Source organism: Nocardia sp. NPDC005998 (assembly GCF_040614395.1).
Lineage (GTDB): Bacteria > Actinomycetota > Actinomycetes > Mycobacteriales > Mycobacteriaceae > Nocardia.
On the sequence record NZ_JBEXUI010000047.1, the window covers coordinates 42,932 to 63,812 of the forward strand.

Genomic DNA, 20,881 nt, shown 5'->3' on the forward strand with positions numbered 1-20,881 from the left:
GGTACGACCCGCGTCGCCGAGGACGATGAGGAAAGTTCCCTGACTCCTCGGTAATTCCCGGCCTCGGCACGCACGATTATCGCAGGCCGCCGGCTACCTCGACTGTGGTGCCGGTGAGGTAGGAGGCGTCGGGAGAGAGTATGAACGCAGCGACCGCGGCGATTTCATGGGGTTCGGCCAGGCGCCCGAGCGCGGTCATCGATTTGATCACCGCCTCGGCGGGCGCGTCACGCAGCGCCGGCGGGATGTAGTGGCTCGCCGCTTCGGCAGCCATGTCGGTGGCGGTGCCACCCGGGGCGATCGCGTTGATCGAGATGCCGCGCTCGGCCAGTTCGGGCGCCAGGTTGAGTACCATCGCCGAGACCGCCGCCTTGCTGGCCGCATACAAGGTGTGCTGGTAGACGCTGATGCGTGCGCTGATCGACGAGGTAAGCAGGATGCGCCCGCCGCCGGTCATCGCCGTCACTGCTGCCTGAGTGGCAAACAACTGGCCGGCCACATTAGTGCGAAACACTCGTTCGAAGTCTGCGGGCGTGATCGACTCCAACGCTCCGAAATGCTCGATGCCCGCGTTGCTGGCCAAGATGTCCAGCCCGCCGAACGCCGCGACCACCTGATCGACCAGCACTCGGGTCTGGTCGGGGTCGCTGACGTCGGCGCGCAATGCCACTGCCTGGTAGCCCTTGTCGGTCAGCTCGGCGACGAGCGCGTCTGCGGACGACTTGTTCGAGACGTAGTTGACCGCGACCGCGGCACCATCGGCGGCCAGCCGACGCGCGATCGCGGCCCCGATGCCGCGCCCGCCACCGGTAACCAATGCCCGCTTGCCGGCCAGACGTGGAGAATCGCTCATGGTTCGCTCCTCAACGAAATCGTTCGGACAAGTGATGATTCGGCTCGAGTGCAGGACGATCTGCGGATATAAGACCAAGGGGCGCAGATATCTGTCATATGCGGCGGACAGGCACTTCGGTGTCTATACCTACGCTCGCTCGGAACGGGTCATCGCTGTACCGGGTCGCCACCCGAAAGCCCTCAGCGACGCCTATCCAATGGTTGCATCGATCCCTCGGAACGCATCGCCTCCGTCGATGCGGTGCCGGTGCGGATCGCGGTCGCGTACTTCACCATCTGGTCGTACTGCTCGGCGATCAACTCCCACCGGAAACGCGCGGAATTGCATTCGATTCGGCATTCGACCGTTGGTGATACTGATTTCCGGTGAATCTCCTTGCCCGCCAGCGCTTGTGAGGCTCACCCACGTTCTGCACGACGGTGGGCACCCAGCGACTCGGATCGGCTGCGCGCATTGCGGCAAGCTCACCGCCGAATGGCGGCAGTCGCTCGGCGGCCGGAATCCCCGTCGCGTTTGTTCGCTATTTAGCTACAGTGCTAAATTGCTAACATGACCGAGGTCGACCCCGAAGAAGAAGCCGGCGTGTTCCGCGCGCTGGCCGACTCGACGCGCCGGCAGATCCTGGAAGACCTCCGCTCCGGCGAGTTGACCGCGGGCGATATTGCCGCGAGGTTTCCGATCAGTGGTCCTTCGATCTCCCGGCATCTGGGCGTACTCAAGGCAGCCGGGCTAGTCCGAGAGCGACGAGCCGCCAATCGGATCTTCTACTCGCTTGTTGAGGAACGACTGGCGTTGTGTGTCGGCAGGTTCCTGAGCGCGATCTGCCCGGAACAGGTCATCGTCAGACAGCGCAGACTGCGAACTACGAAGAACCGGGGTGCCGAATGAGACCACCGCGCATGTCCAGCGTCGTTGAGCGACGTCTGCTTGTGAACTACCGAGTCGACCCTGAGGCCGCCGCGAGCTTGGTGCCGCCGCCGATGCGACCTCAATTGGTTGGCGGTTGGGCGGTTGCCGGCATCTGCCTGATCCGCCTCGGACAGTTCCGGCCCAGTTGGCTACCCGGCTGGGTCGGGCTGCGCAGCGAGAACGCGGCGCATCGCATCGCGGTTGAGTGGGATGGTCCGCAGGGACGCTCGACCGGTGTGTACATCTCGCGTCGCGACAGCGGCTCGGTGATCAATGTCCTTGCCGGTGGCCGACTGTTTCCGGGCGAGCACAGTTCGGCGCGGTTCGACGTGCGGGAGACGGCGCAGGACCTGCATGTGGCCTTCGCCAGTCAGGACGAGACGATCTCGGTGAGCGTGGACGTCCGGACCGCCGAGCGGTTCCAGGGAAGTGAACTGTTCGCCGATCTGGCGCAGGCATCGGACTTCTTTCGATGTGGCTCGGCCGGATTCTCGGCCACGCGTGGCGGTCAATGCCTCGACGGGCTCGAACTCCGAACGGACTCATGGCACGTCGAGCCGGTCGACGTCCGCTCGGTTCGGTCTACGGTCTTCGACGACCAGAACCGGTTCCCGCCAGGCAGCGCGGTGCTCGACTGCGCCTTGCTGATGCGCGGGGTGCCGGTGACCTGGCGCCCCCTACCGCCTCTGCGAGTCGATTCCGGCTCCGCGACTGCAGGGAATAGCGCACGCCAGGAATAACACCCCTCCACCAGTGATCGGGCGCGTCATCGCCGGCCGCAACCCGGCCACAGATCGCTCTCGCCGGCCGCGGGCCCGGTACAGGTCATCCTTGTCGAGCTCCCTCATCACGCGCGAAAACTACACCGCGCCAACCTCTCTCGACTGCGTTTCGGGAGCGCTCAGGTACCTGGTGACACGATCGCTATCGACACCCCGTCAACGGGCCGACGATCGGCCGGTTCGGTTCATCGCCACGTCGAACCCGACCGATGCGCGGCCCGGCCCTCACTTTCGCCAGAAGAAGTGATGCACCACCCCGCTCGGGCTCGGGATCTGCTCCAGGTGGAAACGGTCGACGAGTTCGTCGGGGCTGGTCCAGAGTTTTTCGCCACGACCGAGTTCGACCGGCGAGACGGCGATATGCATCGTGTCGATCAGGTCGGCCTCGAGGAACTCGCGGACCGTGGCGACCCCGCCGCCGATCCGCACGTCCTTGCCTTCGGCGGCTTCGAATGCCTGCGCCAGGGCGTCCTTGGGAGACGCGTCCAGGAAATGGAAGGTGGTGTCCCCCAGCGTGAATGAGGGCCGCACGTGGTGGGTGAGGACGAACACGGGTGTGCGGAACGGAGGTTCGTCACCCCACCATCCCTGCCAGTCGTAGTTCTCCCATGGCCCCCGCTGCGGACCGAATTTATTGCGCCCCATGATCTCCGCGCCGATGTTGTTGCGGAAGTCGCGCGTGCAGTAGTCGTCGAAGCCGTAGGTTCCCCCCGGGTCGGTCCGGGTGGGCCAATGCGCGGTGGCGCCCGCCCAGGAGAAGAACGCACTCGGATCGGCGTGGCCGAACGGACGCTCGAAGCTTTGCCCCTCCCCCGAACCGTATCCGTCACTGGACACATTGAAGTTCTGAACGCGGACCAACTGTGTCATCGAAGTCCTTTCTGGTTGCAATATGCAATCGGTTAGGAACCTACCCAATGAAGACCATGTAAAGCTAGCCTCCAGCAACTGGAGAAGCACCAATCCGAACGAGAATGGCGACGTCATATTCCCCGCGGTCGGCCATCGACGGTCCGCTTCGGTGGAGCGTACGCAATGTTGCTGAAATTTAACTAATGGATCAGTTATTCAACCCTGGTAGTTGTGGCATGTTCCGCCGAATCATGTATCCGTCAGCGCAATTGGTCGTCGATGGGGGGACTCGGGTCCGTGCTCGGGCGCGGCCTGCAGTTCGGGTGCGGCGGCGGCCAGCAATGCGTCGCGGTCGCGGTTCAACGGTGGATAGATACGCCGGGTGTTGATGGCGCGCTTGGTGTCTTTAGCCTCCTCGCCGCACGCGACCACGCGGCGGTCCCAGCCCTCGGTATACACCGCGCCTGCCGGTCCCAGATCGAGAACCGTTACATACCAAGGGATCCGCAACGGCTTCATGGGCTTGCCCAGAAGATCGCCGATGACGTTGTATCCCGCCCATCGGCCCATCGGGCGGCTGTGCTGGCAGGACATTACCGACATATGCTCGTCGTCCATTTTCGCGGCGGCGACGTCACCGGCGGCGAACACCCCGGGCACACCGCAGACCCGCAGATAGTCGTCGACAGGGAGTCGACCCAGCCGGTCACGGTCGACCCCGAAGTCGGCGGCCAGCGGGTTGGCCCGCATGCCGGCACACCAGACGACGGTGGCGGCGGTCACCACTTCACCCGAGGAGAGCGTCACGCCGCGCTCGTCGATGGCGAGGACCCCGACGCCCAACTTGGTCTCGATCCCGGTGTAGGCCAGCGCCGCCTCGATGACCGGTCGCGCCGATGCGCCCATGTCCGAGCCAACGTCCGGGTTGCGGTCGATCAGGATGACCCGCGGCGTGACGGCACGCATGGCAAAGATGTCAGCGAGCATTGCGGGCAGCTCGGTGGCCGCTTCGATGCCCGTCAAACCTGCCCCGACGACGACTACTGTCGCGGCCGCCTGGTCAGCGGGGCCCTCGGCAAGCCGGCGCAGGTGGGCCTGCAGTCTGGTCGCTGCGTCATGGGTGTCGATGTCGAAACCGAACTCGAGCAGACCGGGAATATCGGGCTTGACCACCTGGCTGCCCAACGCGAGCACCAGCCGGTCATAGCCGTGCGCGCCCGCGGTGGATTCCACGACCCGCGCCAGCGCATCGATCGCCGTCACTTCGCCGGTGAAGTGCTTGATTCCGACCGGATCGAGAAGTGCGCTCAGCGGGATGCGGGATGTGCTCAGATCTGTCTCATAATCGCGCACGCGGATGTCGTGGTACGGCGTGGAACTGATCATCGTGATATCGACGGTTCCGACCGCCACACCGAGCTCGTCGAGCCGCCGGGCCGCCGCGAGCGCCGCCCACAGACCCGCAAACCCGGACCCGAGAACCACGACGCTCGAAGGATCGGTCACTGCAGCGCGCTGCACATCGTCATTTTAAGCCCACATCACCCCATCGGTGCTCGCCCTGGCCTGGCTCGTCGCCACGAAAACCGCTGCCACAAAGGGGGACTCACCGAGGCCACCACGCGGCCGGGCACGTAGACGACGGACTCGCCGGCACTGAGCAGGACCGTGATCAGCAGCGCGGCCAAGGGGCTGGTCAGACCGATCGCCCATCACAGCTCGATCCCCGTCTTGCGGGCGCGGGCGATCACCGCCTCGTTCCCCGCTGATCGTTGCCGAACTTGCCCGACCAGCACACCTTGCCGGACTCATCCACCCCACACACACGTGATGAGCGACCTTACCGACATCGATTCCCACCCAAATCCGTTGGCGCACAGCCACTCCCACACTCCCAGCAGCACACGACAAGCCCGTGGACAACCCCGCCATCAGGTCCCTAACCAGCGACTGTTCGCATCAGATCTCAATAAGTGGCCGGAGCGTCCAGCACGGTGAGGCAGCCATTCCTCATGAGCCACAACAGCTGCAACCAATCATCAGCCACACCCCACCGTCCTGATCATGGACAAGTACGCAAGCATGCGAGAATGGATGGGTGAGTACCAGGCCACTCAGCACCGGTGGCGTACCCCGGATAGCACCCATCCGGCGGGAACGCGCCCGCGCCCGCACATCCGACCGGGTCTATGACGAGTTGGTTTCCGCCATTCGAAACCTGCGTATCCCGCCGGGCGCGTCGCTGTCCGAGACCGACCTGTCCGCCCAGTTGGAGGTCAGCCGCACGCCGCTGCGTGAGGCAATCGCGCGCCTGGTCGACAACGGGTTGGTGTCCGTCGTGCCGCAGGTGGGCACGCGGGTGGAGCGAATCCGGTTACAGGACGTGGAGGAAGCGCGCTTCGTCCGTGAAGCCCTGGAACTGGCCGCCTTCGCGGCCGCATGTGAACGCCCGGACCGCGATGTGAACACCATGCGGATACTGATCACCGAGCAGGAACGCTGCCACGCAAGCCACGACCTCAGTGCCTTCTTCGCCGCGGACGAAGCAATGCACCAGCAGATCTTCGTGCTCAGCGGGCACAGCGGCATCTGGACGATGATGCAGCCGATCAAGCTCCAACTCGACCGGCTACGCCGGCTGAGCCTTCCCGAACCCGACATGCTGCGGGAGCTGATCGACGAACACACCGCGATCGTCGACTCGCTGGAGGTCGGTGACATCGAGGGCGGCCAGACACTGCTCCGCGCACACGTTAACCGGGTGCGCCGCTATGGTCCGATGTTGCGCGAGCAACATCCGGACTACTTCGCCGACTGACCCGAAGACGTGGACCCGATTCTCGGGCTCGATACTGAACCCGTCGATTTATCGAATGGCAGCGGTTTCTCGGTTGGGGTGTTGTCTCGTCCCGTCCGGTCTCCGTAGAGAAGGCCGAGGGCTTGGGCGTCCATCTGGCGCTGCGGCTGGGTCGCGAACGAAGTCGGCCAAGCCCAGGAGGTCGCCTGGCCCAGTACAGAAACTCACCGACGGAGATCCGATCGGAGCCGGGCTCCAACTCACCGCTTGCCTGCCTCTCGCGGCGGACCTCGACGCCACCGCGGCCTCGGCTCTGACTGGCGACGCCGGCACTCTACTGTCCGGGCTCGCGCCAAACTTCGCCAACAACACCGATCCCATCGCCGAGAACAACGGATGAATACTTGCATACAAGCAACTAGTATGCAAGATTGTGGTCATGATATTTCCCCGCGACAGAACACAGGGCGCCGTCGGTAGCTCGTGTCGGGCCTGTCACCGATCCAGCGGCAACGAACAGGCCGGCGTACCTCGGATCTGGTCTTCGAAACGTTTGTCTCGGCCGTCCAGGATCTTGCAGCTTCGGTGTGGGCACGAGGGGTCGGAAAACACAGTCACGAACGCTTCGTCAGCCGCACACCGGTCCGCGAAACGCTGACCCGGCTGGTTGAGCCCCACTGGCGACGATAGTACTGCCGGCCCGGTGTTCTTCGCTGCGGAAGAAGCACTCGATCGCGCGGTATTCGGGCTGGTGGGGCAACCTGGCGCGTGGGCCACTGGATCTGCTACGCGCACTTCTGCGATGTCAAGGCATGGTCCTGCCGTACGCCGAGTGTTTTCTCGGTGCGGGGCACCTCAATCCTGCCCAGGTCATCCTGCGGCTGCACGCAGTCGGCCGCGAGGGGCTTCCTCTTCGAGGACGATATGCCGGCCATGATCGGCGATGTCGCCACCGGGCGACACCTCCCCCGCCGCCCACCGCCGCCGCGGACGAGCCCACACGATCGGCTGCGTGTGCCGGACGCGCTCGGCCTCGGTAGGCCACACGACATTTCCACCCATCGACGAATTAAGAAGCTGGAGTAACCAATGGCACGCTTTGACGGCCGCAAGGTCCTGGTCACTGGGGCAGGATCCGGCATCGGCTGGGAAATGACCCGACTGTTTCTCGAAGAGGGCGCCCAGGTGATCGGCGCGGACCTCGACCCCGGCAGCCTGCCCGCTGGAGCGCACGCTGTCCGGGCCGACATCAGCGTCGAGGACGATGTCGCCGGATTGTTCGATGTCGCGGCTCGCGTATTCGGTGGCGGAGCCGACATTCTGTGCAACAACGCAGGAATCGGTTCGACCACCAGTGTTTTGAATGCCACGGTCGAGGAATGGGACCGCGTGTTCGCGGTCAATGTCCGTGGCACATTCCTGTGCACCAGATACGCGCTGCCGCACATGCTCGGCCAGGGCTACGGAGTCATCGTCAACACTGCCTCGGTCGCGGGGATGATCGGGCTCCCCGATCGGGCGTCCTACTCCGCGAGCAAGGGGGCGGTCATCTCGCTGACCAAGCAGGTCGCCGTGCAGTGGGCCAAGGAGGGTATCCGCTGCAACTGCATATGCCCGGGCACGGTGGATTCACCTTGGGTGGGCCGGCTACTGGCGCAAGCGGACGATCGCGATACTCGGCGCGCGCAGCTCATTGCCCGTCAACCCATGGGCCGACTGGCTCAACCCGTGGAAGTGGCCAAGGCAGCGCTGTATGTGGCCAGCGACGACGCGGCATTTGTCACCGGCAGCGAATTCGTCATCGACGGCGGAATTCTCGCCGGCTGACCTCCTGACACCGAACACAACGACTGAGGACGGGTAGAAGATGCGCATTGGTGTGACAGCCGGCCGAGCGAAGATAGTCGCGGGTGACCGGGCGACCGACATCGCAGATGCGAGCGGAGGGCGCTTCGGGCCCGACCCCCTGGCGGTCTATGACCGGTGGGATGAATTCCTGCGCTGGGCCAGTGGCGTCCCGGCCGCCGATAACGAGCCATTCGAGGTAGACAAGGCCGACGCCCCCGTACCGCTACCCCGGCAGCTGTTCGGAATCGGGCTCAACTATCGCGCCCACCAAATCGAATCAGGGCTTCCGGAACCGGAGTTCCCGCTGGTGTTCACCAAGTTCCCCAGCTCAGTGACCGGTCCACGAGGCAATATCGAATTGCCGACCGACCAGGTGGACTGGGAAGTCGAGCTGGCCGTGGTGATCGGGCGCCGCGCCCATCGCGTCACAGCTGACCGGGCGTGGTCGTTCGTCGCGGGACTGACCGCGGCGCAAGACATTTCCGCGCGCGACGTACAGATGCGGCCATCCGGGACACCACAGTTCAGCCTCGGCAAGTCCTTCCCTGGCTTCACGCCGCTGGGGCCGGTGCTGGTCACCGTCGACGAGTGGGAAAATCCGGACGCGATCGCGCTGTCGTGCGAGGTCAGCGGTCAGCAGGTGCAATTGAGCAATAGCTCGGACCTCATCTTCGACGTCAGCACGCTCATCGCCTACCTGTCCGGCATCGTGACGTTGCTGCCCGGTGACGTGATCCTCACCGGCACCCCATCAGGTGTCGGCCTTGGCCAACGGCCACCGCGTTTCCTGACCGACGGCGACGAAGTCGTCACTCGCGTAGGGGATCTCGAAATGCGGCACCACGCCCGTAGCCGGAGGTGAGCAATGTTCACCGTCGAGACCGTCATCCCGTACCTGATCGGCCGTGGCGTACTCCCCTGCGGTAGCACCGCCTGCGCGTACCCACTGTCCGGAGGGGTGTCGAACGAGGTGCTCGCAGTGCGGGGAGACGGGGTGGACGTCGTGGTCAAGCAGGCGCTACCGCGCTTGCGGGTGACGCAGGAGTGGTTCGCCGACCCCACGAGAATCCTGGTCGAGGCTGCGGCGCTGCGCTTGGCCGGCGAACTGGACCCCACCGCGGTACCGAAAGTGATCGACACCGACGACCAAGCGCTGACCATCACCATCGAACGCGCACGCGGACAGTGGAAGGACTGGAAAAGCCAACTTCTCGCTGGAACCATCGAACCCGCGGTCGCCGGGACCGTTGCCACCGCACTCGCCCGATGGCACACCGGCACCGTCGGCCAGAGCCGGCTGGCCGCCGACTTCGGCAACACGCACTTCGCGAGCCTGCGCATAGCGCCGTTCTACCGCGCAGCAGGCGCGGCCAACCCCAGCCTCGCCGGTAAGGTCGACGCACTGGCCGATCAGCTGCTGCACGAGCGCATTTGCCTGGTACACGGCGACTTCTCTCCGAAGAACATCCTGGTGAACGGCACCGACGCCTGGGTCATCGATTGGGAGGTTGCCCACTACGGCTCCCCGGTCTTCGATCTCGCCTTCCTCAACACCCACCTGCTCCTCAAAGCGGTCCACCGGCCTGAGGACGCCCTCGGCTACCACGGCGTGGCGGACGCCTTCAACCATGGCTATTCCAGTGCGGTGCGCGGCGACCTGGTCCCGGAATCCGGGCAGCTGGCCGCACACGTCGGATGCCTACTGTTGGCGCGGCTCGACGGCAAATCTCCGGCGGAATATCTCACCCACAGCGGCCGCGAACGGGTACGGGAGCTGGCCATTGCCGCGCTCCACAGCGAGGCCAGCCTCAACGAACTTTGGAAGACGATCGCATGACAGACACCCGCATCACTTCCCTGCTCGCGTGGGAAGCACTGGACTCGCGCGGGACCCCCACGGTCGCCTGCGAGGTACTGCTGGCCTGCGGCGCACGCGGGCAGGCGATGGCACCGTCCGGCGCCTCCACCGGAACCCACGAGGCAGCCGAGCTGCGCGACGCCGATCACCGCTACGCCGGACGGGCCGTCACGCGAGCCGTCGCCAACGTGGAGGCCACATTGGCCGAGGCCGTCCATGGACTGGACGCTCTGGACCAACTCGAGGTCGATGCTGCTTTGCTCGCCACCGATACCGATGCCACGCTGTCGAATGTGGGAGCCAACGCGGTGCTGGCTGTGTCGGTCGCGACCGCGCTCGCCGCCGCCGATGCCCGCCGACTGCCCTTGTACCGCAGCGTTCTCGATGCCGGAACCGTACCGTTGCTGCCGCTGCCGATGGTCAATATCATCTCCGGCGGCGCACACGCGGGCGGTGCGATCGATATTCAGGACATTCTCGTCGTCCCGGTGGGCGCCGACTCGTTCCGCCAGGCGCTCGAATGGTGTTGGAGTGTCCGGCGAGGCACCGCCGTGGCGGCCGAAAAGCGAGGTCTATCCACTGCGCTCGTCGCAGACGAAGGCGGGCTCGCCTTCCCCCTGACGCGCAACCGCGACGCCTTCGACCTGGTCACCGAAGGGATCCACCGCGCAGGACTCGAGCCGGGGACGCAGGCAGCTATCGCGGTGGACGTCGCGGCCACCCAATTCTTCCATGATGGCCAGTATCTTCTCCGCACCGAAGACCGCTCGCTGACCAGCGCCGAACTCATCTGCGAATTCACCGAGTGGACAACCACCTACCCGCTGATCTCCATCGAAGACCTCCTCGCCGAGGACGACTGGGACGGCTGGAAACAGGCCACTGGACGGCTCGACAGCACTCAATTGCTCGGCGACGACCTTTTCGTTACCAACCCGGCCCGGCTGCAGCGCGGAATCACCCATCACGTCGGCAACGCAGTGCTGGTCAAACCGAACCAGATCGGGACCCTCACCCAGGCGCGGTCCGTCGTGCGCACCGCGCACGATGCGAACTACCGGACGGTGCTCTCCGCCCGCTCTGGCGATACCGAAGACAGCTGGCTCGCCGACCTGGCAGTTGGCTGGCGCACCGGCCAGATAAAGGTCGGCTCCACCATGCGCTCCGAGCGCACTGCCAAATGGAACAGACTGCTGCACATCGAACGCGAACTCGGCGCAGCGGCGGAATTCGCAGGCCGCGCCGCCATCCTCCGGTGAATTCGGTCGATCACCAACGACACCATGGTGTGGGGGCAGAAAACACGATGTCCAGCCCCCACACCACGTTTCGCTTCGCTTGGTTGCCTTTCGCCAATTCCCGCTGCCGCGTCCAGCGGTGATGTCCTGGGGCAGTGGCTCGCCGCGCGCCTGCATGCCGCAGACGGTGAAGCTCTGCTTCCGCGGCGAGCTGATCACGGTTCATGCTCGCGTGCCCGCGCGCGGCCGCCGGACCGGTCCGGCGCGGGCACCGCTATGGGGTGAAATACCCCGGGTACTCGGACCGGACCCTATCGGCCCTGTCGAGCACGTGACGAGAATGTTCCGTGATGAGGCGCATGCCCGCTTCGACGTCCCTGTTCTCGAGCAGATCCACAATGCGTATGTGCTCGTCGATGACGTCCCGGGTGATCACGGTCTGGGAAAACGCCAGCCGGCGAAGTCGGTCCAGCTGCAGCTTCGAGCGCCGGATCATGTTCCAGACCCCCGGATAACCGGCCAGCCTGAAGATCTCCTGGTGCAGATCCTCATCCGAGACGAAGAAGTCTTCGACGTCACGGCCGGCCACCGCCCGCTCCTGACGCAGCAGAATGCGCCGGAGTTCGCCGACATCGACACCGGATTCGCAGGCTTCCCGGAATGCTGCCGTCTCGAGGGCGCGGCGAATGAAGCAGGCTTCTCGGACCTCCGAGAGGTCGATGAGCGCCACGCTGGTCCGGACCTGGGAGACGACACTGAGCAGGCCTTGATCGACCAGCCGGGAAATGGCCTCCCGCAAGGGCGTCCGACTGACCCCCAACTGCTCGGAGAGCTCGGCCTCGGACAGGAGAGCCCCTGGTTCGAGCCGCAGGTCCCGGATCGCCGACGTGAGTTCATCGTGGACCCGGTCTGAGATTCGCTGCCGAGCCGGGGTGCGGACGACCCGCCGGAGACCGGCGGACGGTGCGGGCGGCGGCCCCTCAGCGGACAGGAAAGTAGAAGCCATGCTCAAATTTTGACCGATTGAGCTCTTGTATACAAGTATGTTTGAACTCTAGTATGGTGCGACCTGCAATCAAAGGAGATTGGAATGCAGCGGAGATTTCTCTCGCTTGTCGCAGCCGGGGTCCTGACCGTCCTTGCGGTCTCGGGATGCGGACCTGCGGGCAGCGGTGGCGCGGGCGGCAGTGGCAAGAAGCTCACGGTCGGGCTGATCATGCTCCAGGGCGACGAATACTTCAGGGGGATCCAGACAGCGCTGGAAGCGGCGGTGAAGGCCGACGGGGGTACGGTCATCGCGGCCAACTCGAACAATGATGCGGGCGCGGAGGCTGCCGCCGCGCAGAACATGATCCAGCGACAGGTTGACGCGATCATCATGCAGCCCGTTACCGTTGCCGGCTCGCTGGCGACGATGAAATCGATCAAGGCTGCGAGCATCCCGCTGATCTGTTACGGCAACTGCACGGCCGACGCCACGAATCCCTCCGTTGTCAAGGGTGTCGTCCAGTCCGACAACACGGCCCTGGGAACGGCGACAGGAAAAGCCGCCGCGGAATACATCAAGAACAAGCTCGGCGGGTCGGCGAGGATCGGCATCCTGAACTGCGACAGCGCGGCCGAAACCTGCAAATTGCGCAAAGCCGGCTTCAAGAAGGCGCTCGACGATGCGGGCGTGACGGCCACCTATGCCTCCGATCAGGAGGGATTCCTTGCGGATAAGGCCACCACTGTCGCCACCAACATGCTCTCCGGAGATCCCGGCATCAACCTGCTCTGGGCCGCCAATGAAGGGGGCACCGTCGGGGAGGTGACCGCTGTTCAGCAGTCCGGCAAAACCGTTCCTGTCTTCGGCACGGACATCTCCAAACAACTCGCTGGCTTCCTGCTGGATAAGAACAACATTCTTCAGGCCACGACCGGGCAGGACCCGCAGACCACCGCGAAGGACGCGTACGAGCGGGCCAAGAACGCCGTTGCGGGCACGGCGAATTCCCCTCTGGAGACCGACCTCCCCGGAATCACCTATACCCGTGACGATCCGGCCGCAGTGAACAAGTACCTGGGCAAGTAGGAACAGGAACGGCAGGTGCCGAGGCCCTTGCGCGCCACCGCACGGTGTCTGCCCGGTCATCGATGAAGGAACGCTTGTGGATAAGACCGCTCCCCCGATCCTGGAATGCATTTCCCTCAGCAAAACCTATGGAACCGTCAAGGCGCTGGTAGATGTCGACCTCACCCTGCGTGCGGGGGAGGTGCGGGCCCTGCTCGGAAAGAACGGGGCCGGGAAGTCGACCCTGGTGAACCTCATCTCTGGGTCCCAGCAGCCGGATCCAGGAGGCGGAAAACTGCGCGTGTCCGGCAAAGAGGTGCATTGGAGCCGGCCGGGCGACGCACGGGCCGGCGGCATCGCCATGGTGCACCAGGAGTTCAGCCTCGTGCCGGGACTGTCGGTGGCGGAGAACATCACGCTCGGTCGCTGGCCCGAACGCCGGAACGGGCCGGGCTTCATCGATTCCAAGACGTTGGAAGACAATGCCCGGCGGGCCATCGAGATGCTGGGCGAACCGATTCCGCTGTGGCAGGAAGTCGGCAACCTTTCCCTGGCGCATCAGCAGCTCGTAGAAATCGCCAAGGCACTGCTGGACGAGCCCCGGGTACTGATCCTGGACGAGCCGACAAGCGCCCTGAACAGTCACGAGGTCCACGCGCTGCTGGCCCTGATCCGACGCCTGGCCGGTCAGGGAGTGGCAATCATCTACGTTTCCCACCGGATGAAAGAGATCCCGCTGGTTGCCGACACACTCACTGTGTTGCGAGACGGCCGCGAAGTGCAGACCCTAGGTGCACACGAGGCGAGCGCGGAAAGGGTGGCCGCCCTCATCGCGGGCGAGAGCGGCCAGGCGGCGGCCCAGATGGAGCACCGGGATCGTCGTGACCAGCCGGTCGTACTGTCGGTGCGGGACATGCGCATCCCTGGTGTGCTGGGCGGCGTCGACTTCGATCTGCACGACGGTGAAGTGCTCGGCATTGCCGGGCTGCTGGGATCGGGGCGCACCGAACTCCTCGAAGCCATCTACGGCCTGCGACACCGCGTCCAGGGCGAGGTGTCCGTGGCCGGCGAACGCATCCTGCGTCGCCGCCCCCGCCGCATGCTGGCCAGAGGAGTCGGACTGGCCCCCGAGGACCGGAAAGGCTCCGGAATCGTGCCGATGCTCGGGGTCGGGGAAAACATCCTGCTATCGGCCCGGGGCCGGGTGCTGCCGCGATTCTGGATCAAGCCCCCGCTCGAGGCCGCCGTGACGAAGGAAACGCTGCGCGCGCTCTCGATCGTCGCATCGACAGCGGGTCAAGAGATCGGCACTCTGTCCGGCGGAAACCAGCAGAAAGCTGTGATAGGCCGGCTGCTGGCGGCGAAGATGTCGGTGCTGCTGCTCGACGAGCCGACCCGCGGCATCGACGTCCACGCCAAAGGCCAAATCTACAAGCTCATCCGAGAGCTGGCCACGAACGGGATTTCCTCCATCTTTGTCTCCTCCGAGCTCGAGGAACTCTCGGAAGTCTGCGACCGCGTGCTGGTGCTCAGGGATGGCCGGGTCCGAGACGAAGTCGTCGGGGCCGGTGCCACGACGGAAAAACTATTGGCACTTGCCATGAAAGAAGGCGACTGAAATGTCCCACCCGGACGTCATGCAGCCCCAAAGAAGGGCCGCCGAATCCGAGGCCGGCGGCCTGTTCATGCGCATCCGTTCCTGGGAGAGCATCGGCCTGCTCGGCGTGCTGGTGCTGGTCTTCCTGGTACTGGCCTTCACCGCACCGAACTTTCTCAGCACGCGCAATCTGCTCAACATTCTTCAGCAAGCCGCCTTCTTCGGGATCGTGGCTTTCGCTATGACGCTGGTCATCGTGGCCGGCGAGATCGACATCTCCGTGGGATCCCTTGCCGCGCTATCGTCTGCCCTGCTGGGAGTCATGGTCGTCAACCTCGGATGGCCGATGTGGGCCTCGTGCATCCTGGTCCTTGTCACCGCTGCTGCCATCGGCGCCTTAGCTGGATGGATCCGGGCGGTATTCGGGGTCCCGACCTTCATCGCCACGCTGGCCCTGTATCTGGGACTGCGTGGAATGGCCATGCTGATCACCGACACATTCCCGATTCCCATCGACTCCGGCAAGTTTTTCTACTGGGGCAGCGGAAAGATCGCCGGAGTCATTCCCGTGCCGGCCGTCTATCTCCTGGTCGTCTTTATCGTGATCGCGGTCATTGCACGCAAAACGGTGTTCGGCCGGTCGATTTACGCCGTGGGTGGAAATGCGAAATCCGCCGAACTTTCCGGCATCAACGTACGCACCATCCGGATTTCGGTGCTGGCGATCTCCGCGTTGACCGCGGCGGTCACCGGGTTGCTCCAATCCGCACAGCTGTCCTCCGGAAACGGCACCATCGGCAACGGGCTGGAGTTCGATGCGATCGCCGCCGCCATCATCGGCGGCGCCGCGCTGAGCGGCGGCAAGGGGACCATCGTCGGGACCCTGATCGGTGTCCTGTTCATTGCCGTACTCATGAACGGGATGGTGCTGCTGGGAGTCGACCCCTACGCCCAGCAGGTCGTCCGCGGCGGCGTTGTCCTCATCGCGGTCTTGGTGAACGTATGGCGCTCACGCCGAGTGGCAACCTCGACCTGACCAGCGGGCCACCGCCACCCGAGAATCATCGACACAAGGAAGAAATGGCCACGATACCGCCCAACGACACCGAACGATTCGATCTCGTTGCCGCTTCGCTCTACACCCCGGTTCTCGGCGACGTCCTGGATGCGATGGGCCGTACGCACCAGTTCCTGCCGGCTGCGGTGCAGTCCCTGCTGCCTACCATGATCGTGGTCGGCCGGGCGATGCCGGTGCTGGTCGGGGACGTCTTCGGGACGCCGGCGAAGCCTTTCGGCAAACTGACCGAAGCCCTGGACGCTTTGCAGCCCGGCGACGTTTACCTGGCCCGCCGCGGCCGTCTCGATTGCGCCGCCTGGGGCGAGATCATGACCGCGGCCGCACGTGCCAGAGGAGCGGTCGGCGCCGTCATCGATGGCTACCACAGGGACACCGATCAGGTCTTGGACCAGAAATTTCCGGTCTTCAGCCGCGGCGGCTACGGCCAGGATTCGGCAGTCCGCGGCGCTGTGCTCGACTACGGGATTCCCCTCGAAATCGACGGTGTTCAGATCACCCCCGGAGACCTCATCGTGGGGGACAGGGACGGCGTCCTGGTCATCCCGGCCGCCCTCGAGGACGAAGTGCTGGCCCGCGCGCTGGACAAAGCCAGCGCCGAGAACCAGGTCCGCCACGCCATTGAACAGGGAATGAGCACCACTGAAGCCTTTGCGACCTACGGCGTCCTGTGAACGCCGCAGGTACAGCCCGCGATCGAGAGCGAGAGGAGCAAAACGATGGGTTCCATAGAACTTTTTCCGCAGCCTGACGTGGTGATCCGTGCCCATGCCACGGTCGGTGAAGGACCTGTCTGGGACCGGCGGACCGGGCGGTTGTGCTGGGTCGACATCAACAACGGCCTGCTCTTCGAAAACGACCTCGCGACAGGCGAGCAAAGCACCTCCGCCCTGGGCACCCTCCTGGGCGCGGCGGCGCCCAGGGCCCAGCACGAGGGATTCGCGGTCGCCGTCTCCGAAGGTCTCGGGATCTTCGCCGACGGAAAGCTTCAGATTCTGGACCCGGTGCTGCCCGAACCCACCCTGCGTATGAACGACGCCAAATGTGACTCGCGCGGCCGTCTCTGGGCGGGGAGCACCCACCTCGACTTCGTCCCTGGCGCCGGCGCTGTGCACCGATGGGACGGGCGGGCGCCGAGCAGTGTCGTAGCGACCGGATTCGCTCTGCCCAACGGCATGGGCTGGAACGCCGAGGACACCATCATGTACCTGGCGGACAGCATGGCGAACCTGCTTTTCAGCGCGCCCTACCGCAGTGACGAAGGCGAGGTCGGACCATTCACCCCGCTGTGCAAGATCGACGGCGGACTGCCCGACGGGCTCGCCGTCGATCTTGATGGATGCCTATGGGTCGCGATCTGGGGTGGCAGCGAGGTGCGCCGTTACACCCCCTCAGGCGAATTGATCGGACGAGTCCCGATGCCCGTCGAACAACCGTCCAGCTGCGCCTTCTCCGATGACGGAACGCTGTACATCACCTCGGCGTCGGCGGACATCCCGGAAGACCGGCTCAGCAACCAGCCCCTGGCGGGCTCTGTCTTCGCGCTCGCCACCAACACCGCCGGTGTTCGCGTCCAGCCCTTCGCCGCATGAGCCAGCGAACCCTCGACCTCACCAGCCCCGACCTGCAGGTCAGCATCGATCCCGGAAGAGGCGCGGACATTCTTTCTCTCGTCCACCGGCGCACCGGAGTGGACGCGCTCTTCAGGACGCCATGGCGGGAACGCGCCGACGCTGTCCGCGACGGGCAGCGGCCCTCGACATACGACCCGGTCGCTGGATGGCTCGAGCAGTACCGGGGCGGCTGGCAGACATTGTGTCCGAACGCCGGCGACCCTCGGTCCATCCACGGTGCTCCCGTGGCATTCCACGGTGAAGCGTCGGTCGTCCCCTGGCGGGTTGATGAAGCATCGACCGGCTCGGCGCGCCTGCATGTGGAGCTGTTCTCGGTCCCGGTGCGGATCGATCGGGTCATCGAGCTCCAAGGCCCCCGGCTGCACCTCGCCGATACGCTCACGAACCTGAGCGGCACCGCTCTGGAGTTCGACTACTCGAGCCACCCCGCGCTCGGCGGCCCATTCCTGGACGGGGACTGCCGGCTCGAAACCGGCGCTCGCCGGTTCACCAGTGATCCGGAGCGGAAAACAGTGCTCGACTCCGGCTCTGAACACCTCTGGCCCTGGGCCGTCACAAAATCAGGAGAGCGTGTCGATCTGCGCCAAATACCGCCCCGCGGTAGATCGCGCGAAGTGTTCGGGTGGCTGCACGACTTCACAGCGCACTGGGTCTCGGTCACCAATCTGGACCTGGGCCTGACGGTCCGCCTCGACTGGGACGGCACGCACCTGCCCTACGCATGGCTGTGGCAGGAGCTCAATGCCACCCAGCAGTTCCCGTGGTACGGGCGGGCCCGTGCGATGGCCATGGAACCGGCGAGCATGCAAACAAGCGGTCCGGACCGGCGGAGCGCCCTGCGCCTCGGCCCCTGGGCTGCGATCGAGATCTCACTGAGCATCAATTTCGAGGACAGGAGTGCGTGATGGGTGAACACGACGAGCGGGTCGCCCTCGTCACCGGCGGATCCCAAGGCATCGGCAAGGGCATCGCGCTGGCATTGGCCCGTCAAGGCTCGGCCATCGTCTGCCACGGGCAGACCGAGGACCCTGCCCAGGAAACGGCGGCGGAAATCAACCGCGCAGGCGGCAGGGCGGTCGCGGTATGGGGACCGATCGGCGATCCCGATACCAGCCGATATGCGGTCGAGCAGGCAATTTCCCGGTACCGGCGGCTCGATACCCTCATTACCTCCGCCGGAATCCAGCGGTACGGCGATGTTCCCTCCACCCCAGAGGAAACCTGGGACGAAGTTTTCGACGTGAATGTCAAAGGAGTCTTCCTCGCCGCCCGTGCAGCCCTGCCCTACCTGCGCCAGAGCCCGGCCGGAAGCATCGCCATCATCTCCTCCGTGCAGGCCACCGCAACCCAGAACCAGGTTGCCGCGTACACGGCGAGCAAAGGTGCTCTCCTCGCCCTGACCAGGGCGATGGCGGTAGACGAAGCCGAGTACGGGGTCCGCGTCAACAGCATCAGCCCCGGCTCGGTGGACACACCCATGCTCCGCACGTCGGCGGCGCTGTTCAGCGACGGCTCGGAAGAAAGCGCCCAACAGATCGTCGCGAACTGGGGCACCGCCCATCCCCTCGGCAGGGTTGCCAGGCCCGAGGAAATCGGGGAAGTCGTCTCCTTCGTGACCAGCCCTCGGGCCAGCTTCGTCACGGGAGCGGAAATCCGGGTCGACGGCGGCCTACTCGCCCGCATCGCCGCCCCGCTTCCCGACACGAAGAACTGAAGCACCGACGCAATGCCCGAACCGACCAGGGCCAACTGAAAGGTTGCATGATGATTCAACTGAGCGAAATGCTTTCCCCCCGGCCCGAGCCGCTCTGGAAATTGATCAAACAATGCGGGGTCGACAACGTCGTCGCCCTCCTCAACGGAGCCGAACAGGACCAGCGCATGTTCGCCTCGGTCGGCAAGAAAGGGTTCTCAGGGGCTGCTTCCGACGATATTCCGTGGGGGGAGGCAGCGATCAGACGCGATATCGAAATTTTCGCCGAACACGGCCTCAAAGTAGTCGCCATCGAGGACACGGCCCCCATGGACAAGGTCCGCCTGGGGCTCCCCGGACGGGACGAACAAATCGAGAACATTCTCACGCAGATACGCGCGATGGGCCGGCTGGGCATCCCCACCCTGTGTTACAACTGGATGGCCATCTCGAGCTGGGGTCGCACGAGCGTGGACATCATCGGGCGCGGGGGCGCCCTGGTCACCGGGTTCCGGGCAGCGGACGTAGCGAGCATGCCGCCGCTGGCCGAATCGGGCGAGATCACCGAAGACCAGTTGTGGGATGCGCTGGGCTACTTCCTCGACGCCGTCATCCCGGTTGCCGAAGAAGCCGGAGTCAGGCTCGGGATGCACCCCGACGACCCGCCCCGCCCCATGGGCCGCAACGTGCCGCACATCATGCGCTCCCCCGAGGCATTCCGGCGGCTATTGTCGCTGCACCCCTCCACGAGTAATGGCATCACATTCTGCCAGGGCAATTTCGCCCTGATGGACGCCGACCTGCCCACATTGATCAGGGAATTCGGCGGTCTGGACCGAATCAGCTTCGTACACTTCCGCGACGTCCGGGGCACCGCCGACGACTTCCAGGAAACCTTCCACGACGAAGGCCAGACGGACCTACCCGAATGCATGCGCGCCTACGCGGAGGTCGGTTTCTCCGGTCCCATGCGTCCGGACCATGTGCCCACCATGCACGGCGAATCCAACGACCGCCCGGCATACGGCGCCCTGGGGCGACTGTTCGCCATCGGATACATTCGCGGCCTCGAACAGTCGGTCTATGGCAAACCTCCGCTCCCCGAGCCGACGGAACACACCCTTCCCGTGCCGGCCTGAAAAGATGCGAACGTCCGGACTCCGAGGAGCCAGGTCGCGCGCCTGCGTGCGTAGCGGACGCCCAGTGGGGTCAAAGCGGTCCTCGACAACGGTCCGGGTTGATGCGGACGCGCCCGCGTGACGGGGCGACCACCTCTCTGCCCGGCTGACGTCCGGCACACGTGGGCGGGTACTCGATGAGATGACGCCAGGCCGGCGAGGAGAACCCGGTGCGTAATGAGGGGCGCCGGGTCCTGGAGGGCGGCACGGGGAAACCGATCGGCGGCAACGCCGGCATGGCGCCCCGAGCCGACCTCACTATCACTCTCATGTGATCGAAGTGCAGGCTGCCAGGGGTCGGTGAGGACGCCAGCTGCAGCGACATCCGGTCGGCCGCCATCTCGTACTGGGCGAGGTCGTTGGTGCCGATCGAAGCGAAGTCGACGCGCTCGAGGAGCGATTCGGCCATGGTTGCAGCTAGTGCCGTTTCAAGCAACGTACGGTAGGAAATCGGGCAGTCGGACCTTGGAGTTGACGGCGAAGTCTCGTTTGGGTTGGGCGTGTTGGTTGC

The 20,881-nt window shown here is 65.1% G+C and carries 20 protein-coding genes and 1 pseudogene; 15 read left to right on the plus strand and 6 right to left on the minus strand.

The genetic code is table 11. The features are described from left to right. Nucleotides 1-76 precede the first annotated feature (76 nt). Nucleotides 77-817, minus strand: a complete 741-nt coding sequence (locus tag ABZ293_RS37055; RefSeq protein ID WP_355188525.1) for an SDR family oxidoreductase — start codon at nucleotides 815-817, stop codon at nucleotides 77-79. A 218-nt stretch (nucleotides 818-1,035) separates the two neighbouring features. Then, nucleotides 1,036-1,242 carry a Tn3 family transposase gene (locus ABZ293_RS37060; RefSeq protein ID WP_355188564.1) on the minus strand — a complete coding sequence of 69 codons (207 nt, stop codon included), beginning with the start codon at nucleotides 1,240-1,242 and terminating at the stop codon, nucleotides 1,036-1,038. Between the two features lie 163 nt (nucleotides 1,243-1,405). On the opposite strand from ABZ293_RS37060, the gene ABZ293_RS37065 reads away from it, so the two are divergent. Next, nucleotides 1,406-1,744 carry a metalloregulator ArsR/SmtB family transcription factor gene (locus tag ABZ293_RS37065; RefSeq protein ID WP_355188527.1) on the plus strand — a complete coding sequence of 113 codons (339 nt, stop codon included), beginning with the start codon at nucleotides 1,406-1,408 and terminating at the stop codon, nucleotides 1,742-1,744. An 11-nt stretch (nucleotides 1,745-1,755) separates the two neighbouring features. Then, nucleotides 1,756-2,505: a DUF2071 domain-containing protein gene (locus ABZ293_RS37070; protein ID WP_355188529.1), complete on the plus strand. Its 750-nt coding sequence runs from the start codon at nucleotides 1,756-1,758 to the stop codon at nucleotides 2,503-2,505. Nucleotides 2,506-2,772: 267 nt separating this feature from the next. Here ABZ293_RS37070 and ABZ293_RS37075 read toward each other — a convergent pair whose 3' ends face one another. Beyond that, nucleotides 2,773-3,417, minus strand: a complete 645-nt coding sequence (locus tag ABZ293_RS37075; protein WP_355188531.1) for a dihydrofolate reductase family protein — start codon at nucleotides 3,415-3,417, stop codon at nucleotides 2,773-2,775. A gap of 231 nt (nucleotides 3,418-3,648) precedes the next feature. Continuing rightward, a complete protein-coding gene (locus ABZ293_RS37080; protein ID WP_355188566.1) occupies nucleotides 3,649-4,905 on the minus strand; it encodes an FAD-dependent oxidoreductase in 1,257 nt (418 codons plus the stop codon). 592 nt (nucleotides 4,906-5,497) lie between these two features. Between ABZ293_RS37080 and ABZ293_RS37085 the strand changes: the two genes are divergently transcribed. From ABZ293_RS37085 to eno, 5 genes are all read left to right on the plus strand, one after another. Next, complete coding sequence (locus ABZ293_RS37085; RefSeq protein WP_355188533.1) at nucleotides 5,498-6,217, plus strand: GntR family transcriptional regulator; 720 nt, start codon at nucleotides 5,498-5,500, stop codon at nucleotides 6,215-6,217. A gap of 1,068 nt (nucleotides 6,218-7,285) precedes the next feature. Next, a complete protein-coding gene (locus ABZ293_RS37090) occupies nucleotides 7,286-8,023 on the plus strand; it encodes an SDR family NAD(P)-dependent oxidoreductase (protein ID WP_355188535.1) in 738 nt (245 codons plus the stop codon). Between the two features lie 52 nt (nucleotides 8,024-8,075). Next, nucleotides 8,076-8,906: a fumarylacetoacetate hydrolase family protein gene (locus ABZ293_RS37095; protein WP_355188537.1), complete on the plus strand. Its 831-nt coding sequence runs from the start codon at nucleotides 8,076-8,078 to the stop codon at nucleotides 8,904-8,906. A 3-nt stretch (nucleotides 8,907-8,909) separates the two neighbouring features. Further along, a complete protein-coding gene (locus ABZ293_RS37100; RefSeq protein WP_355188539.1) occupies nucleotides 8,910-9,881 on the plus strand; it encodes an aminoglycoside phosphotransferase family protein in 972 nt (323 codons plus the stop codon). Continuing rightward, on the plus strand, nucleotides 9,878-11,161 hold the full coding sequence (gene eno, locus ABZ293_RS37105) for a phosphopyruvate hydratase (protein WP_355188541.1): 1,284 nt from the start codon (nucleotides 9,878-9,880) through the stop codon (nucleotides 11,159-11,161). Before ABZ293_RS37100 ends, eno begins: the two co-directional genes overlap by 4 nt. Before the next feature lie 253 nt (nucleotides 11,162-11,414). On the opposite strand, the gene ABZ293_RS37110 is transcribed toward eno, so the two are convergent. Further along, the gene (locus ABZ293_RS37110) at nucleotides 11,415-12,146 is read right to left on the minus strand and encodes a GntR family transcriptional regulator (protein ID WP_355188543.1); all 732 of its coding nucleotides are present in this window, start codon (nucleotides 12,144-12,146) and stop codon (nucleotides 11,415-11,417) included. An 84-nt stretch (nucleotides 12,147-12,230) separates the two neighbouring features. On the opposite strand from ABZ293_RS37110, the gene ABZ293_RS37115 reads away from it, so the two are divergent. The 8 genes from ABZ293_RS37115 (at nucleotide 12,231) to ABZ293_RS37150 (ending at nucleotide 20,331) form a co-directional block, all read left to right on the plus strand. Further along, the gene (locus ABZ293_RS37115; RefSeq protein ID WP_355188545.1) at nucleotides 12,231-13,214 is read left to right on the plus strand and encodes a substrate-binding domain-containing protein; all 984 of its coding nucleotides are present in this window, start codon (nucleotides 12,231-12,233) and stop codon (nucleotides 13,212-13,214) included. Between the two features lie 76 nt (nucleotides 13,215-13,290). Continuing rightward, the gene (locus ABZ293_RS37120) at nucleotides 13,291-14,811 is read left to right on the plus strand and encodes a sugar ABC transporter ATP-binding protein (protein ID WP_355188547.1); all 1,521 of its coding nucleotides are present in this window, start codon (nucleotides 13,291-13,293) and stop codon (nucleotides 14,809-14,811) included. A gap of 1 nt (nucleotide 14,812) precedes the next feature. Continuing rightward, the gene (locus tag ABZ293_RS37125; protein WP_355188549.1) at nucleotides 14,813-15,826 is read left to right on the plus strand and encodes an ABC transporter permease; all 1,014 of its coding nucleotides are present in this window, start codon (nucleotides 14,813-14,815) and stop codon (nucleotides 15,824-15,826) included. Next, a complete protein-coding gene (locus ABZ293_RS37130) occupies nucleotides 15,793-16,539 on the plus strand; it encodes an RraA family protein (protein ID WP_355188551.1) in 747 nt (248 codons plus the stop codon). The genes ABZ293_RS37125 and ABZ293_RS37130 overlap by 34 nt, the downstream gene beginning before the upstream one ends. Nucleotides 16,540-16,584: 45 nt before the next feature. Then, nucleotides 16,585-17,457 carry an SMP-30/gluconolactonase/LRE family protein gene (locus ABZ293_RS37135; protein WP_355188553.1) on the plus strand — a complete coding sequence of 291 codons (873 nt, stop codon included), beginning with the start codon at nucleotides 16,585-16,587 and terminating at the stop codon, nucleotides 17,455-17,457. Further along, complete coding sequence (locus ABZ293_RS37140) at nucleotides 17,454-18,404, plus strand: DUF4432 family protein (protein WP_355188555.1); 951 nt, start codon at nucleotides 17,454-17,456, stop codon at nucleotides 18,402-18,404. Before ABZ293_RS37135 ends, ABZ293_RS37140 begins: the two co-directional genes overlap by 4 nt. Further along, nucleotides 18,404-19,213: an SDR family oxidoreductase gene (locus ABZ293_RS37145; protein WP_355188557.1), complete on the plus strand. Its 810-nt coding sequence runs from the start codon at nucleotides 18,404-18,406 to the stop codon at nucleotides 19,211-19,213. Before ABZ293_RS37140 ends, ABZ293_RS37145 begins: the two co-directional genes overlap by 1 nt. A gap of 50 nt (nucleotides 19,214-19,263) precedes the next feature. Beyond that, entirely contained in the window at nucleotides 19,264-20,331 is a 1,068-nt protein-coding gene (locus ABZ293_RS37150) for a mannonate dehydratase (RefSeq protein WP_355188559.1), read from the plus strand. A gap of 317 nt (nucleotides 20,332-20,648) precedes the next feature. Here the strand turns inward: ABZ293_RS37150 and ABZ293_RS37155 are convergent. Then, nucleotides 20,649-20,806: pseudogene (locus ABZ293_RS37155) on the minus strand (putative PEP-binding protein); the annotation flags it as partial. Nucleotides 20,807-20,881: the final 75 nt, after the last annotated feature.

Coding starts and splice junctions, on each gene's coding strand:
- ABZ293_RS37065 (WP_355188527.1), top strand. CDS start 1,406: ATGACCGAGGTCGACCCCGAAGAAGAAGCCGGCGTGTTCCGCGCGCTG.
- ABZ293_RS37070 (WP_355188529.1), top strand. CDS start 1,756: ATGTCCAGCGTCGTTGAGCGACGTCTGCTTGTGAACTACCGAGTCGAC.
- ABZ293_RS37075 (WP_355188531.1), bottom strand. CDS start 3,417: ATGACACAGTTGGTCCGCGTTCAGAACTTCAATGTGTCCAGTGACGGA.
- ABZ293_RS37090 (WP_355188535.1), top strand. CDS start 7,286: ATGGCACGCTTTGACGGCCGCAAGGTCCTGGTCACTGGGGCAGGATCC.
- ABZ293_RS37100 (WP_355188539.1), top strand. CDS start 8,910: ATGTTCACCGTCGAGACCGTCATCCCGTACCTGATCGGCCGTGGCGTA.
- eno (WP_355188541.1), top strand. CDS start 9,878: ATGACAGACACCCGCATCACTTCCCTGCTCGCGTGGGAAGCACTGGAC.
- ABZ293_RS37110 (WP_355188543.1), bottom strand. CDS start 12,146: ATGGCTTCTACTTTCCTGTCCGCTGAGGGGCCGCCGCCCGCACCGTCC.
- ABZ293_RS37115 (WP_355188545.1), top strand. CDS start 12,231: ATGCAGCGGAGATTTCTCTCGCTTGTCGCAGCCGGGGTCCTGACCGTC.
- ABZ293_RS37125 (WP_355188549.1), top strand. CDS start 14,813: ATGTCCCACCCGGACGTCATGCAGCCCCAAAGAAGGGCCGCCGAATCC.
- ABZ293_RS37130 (WP_355188551.1), top strand. CDS start 15,793: ATGGCGCTCACGCCGAGTGGCAACCTCGACCTGACCAGCGGGCCACCG.
- ABZ293_RS37135 (WP_355188553.1), top strand. CDS start 16,585: ATGGGTTCCATAGAACTTTTTCCGCAGCCTGACGTGGTGATCCGTGCC.
- ABZ293_RS37140 (WP_355188555.1), top strand. CDS start 17,454: ATGAGCCAGCGAACCCTCGACCTCACCAGCCCCGACCTGCAGGTCAGC.
- ABZ293_RS37145 (WP_355188557.1), top strand. CDS start 18,404: ATGGGTGAACACGACGAGCGGGTCGCCCTCGTCACCGGCGGATCCCAA.
- ABZ293_RS37150 (WP_355188559.1), top strand. CDS start 19,264: ATGATTCAACTGAGCGAAATGCTTTCCCCCCGGCCCGAGCCGCTCTGG.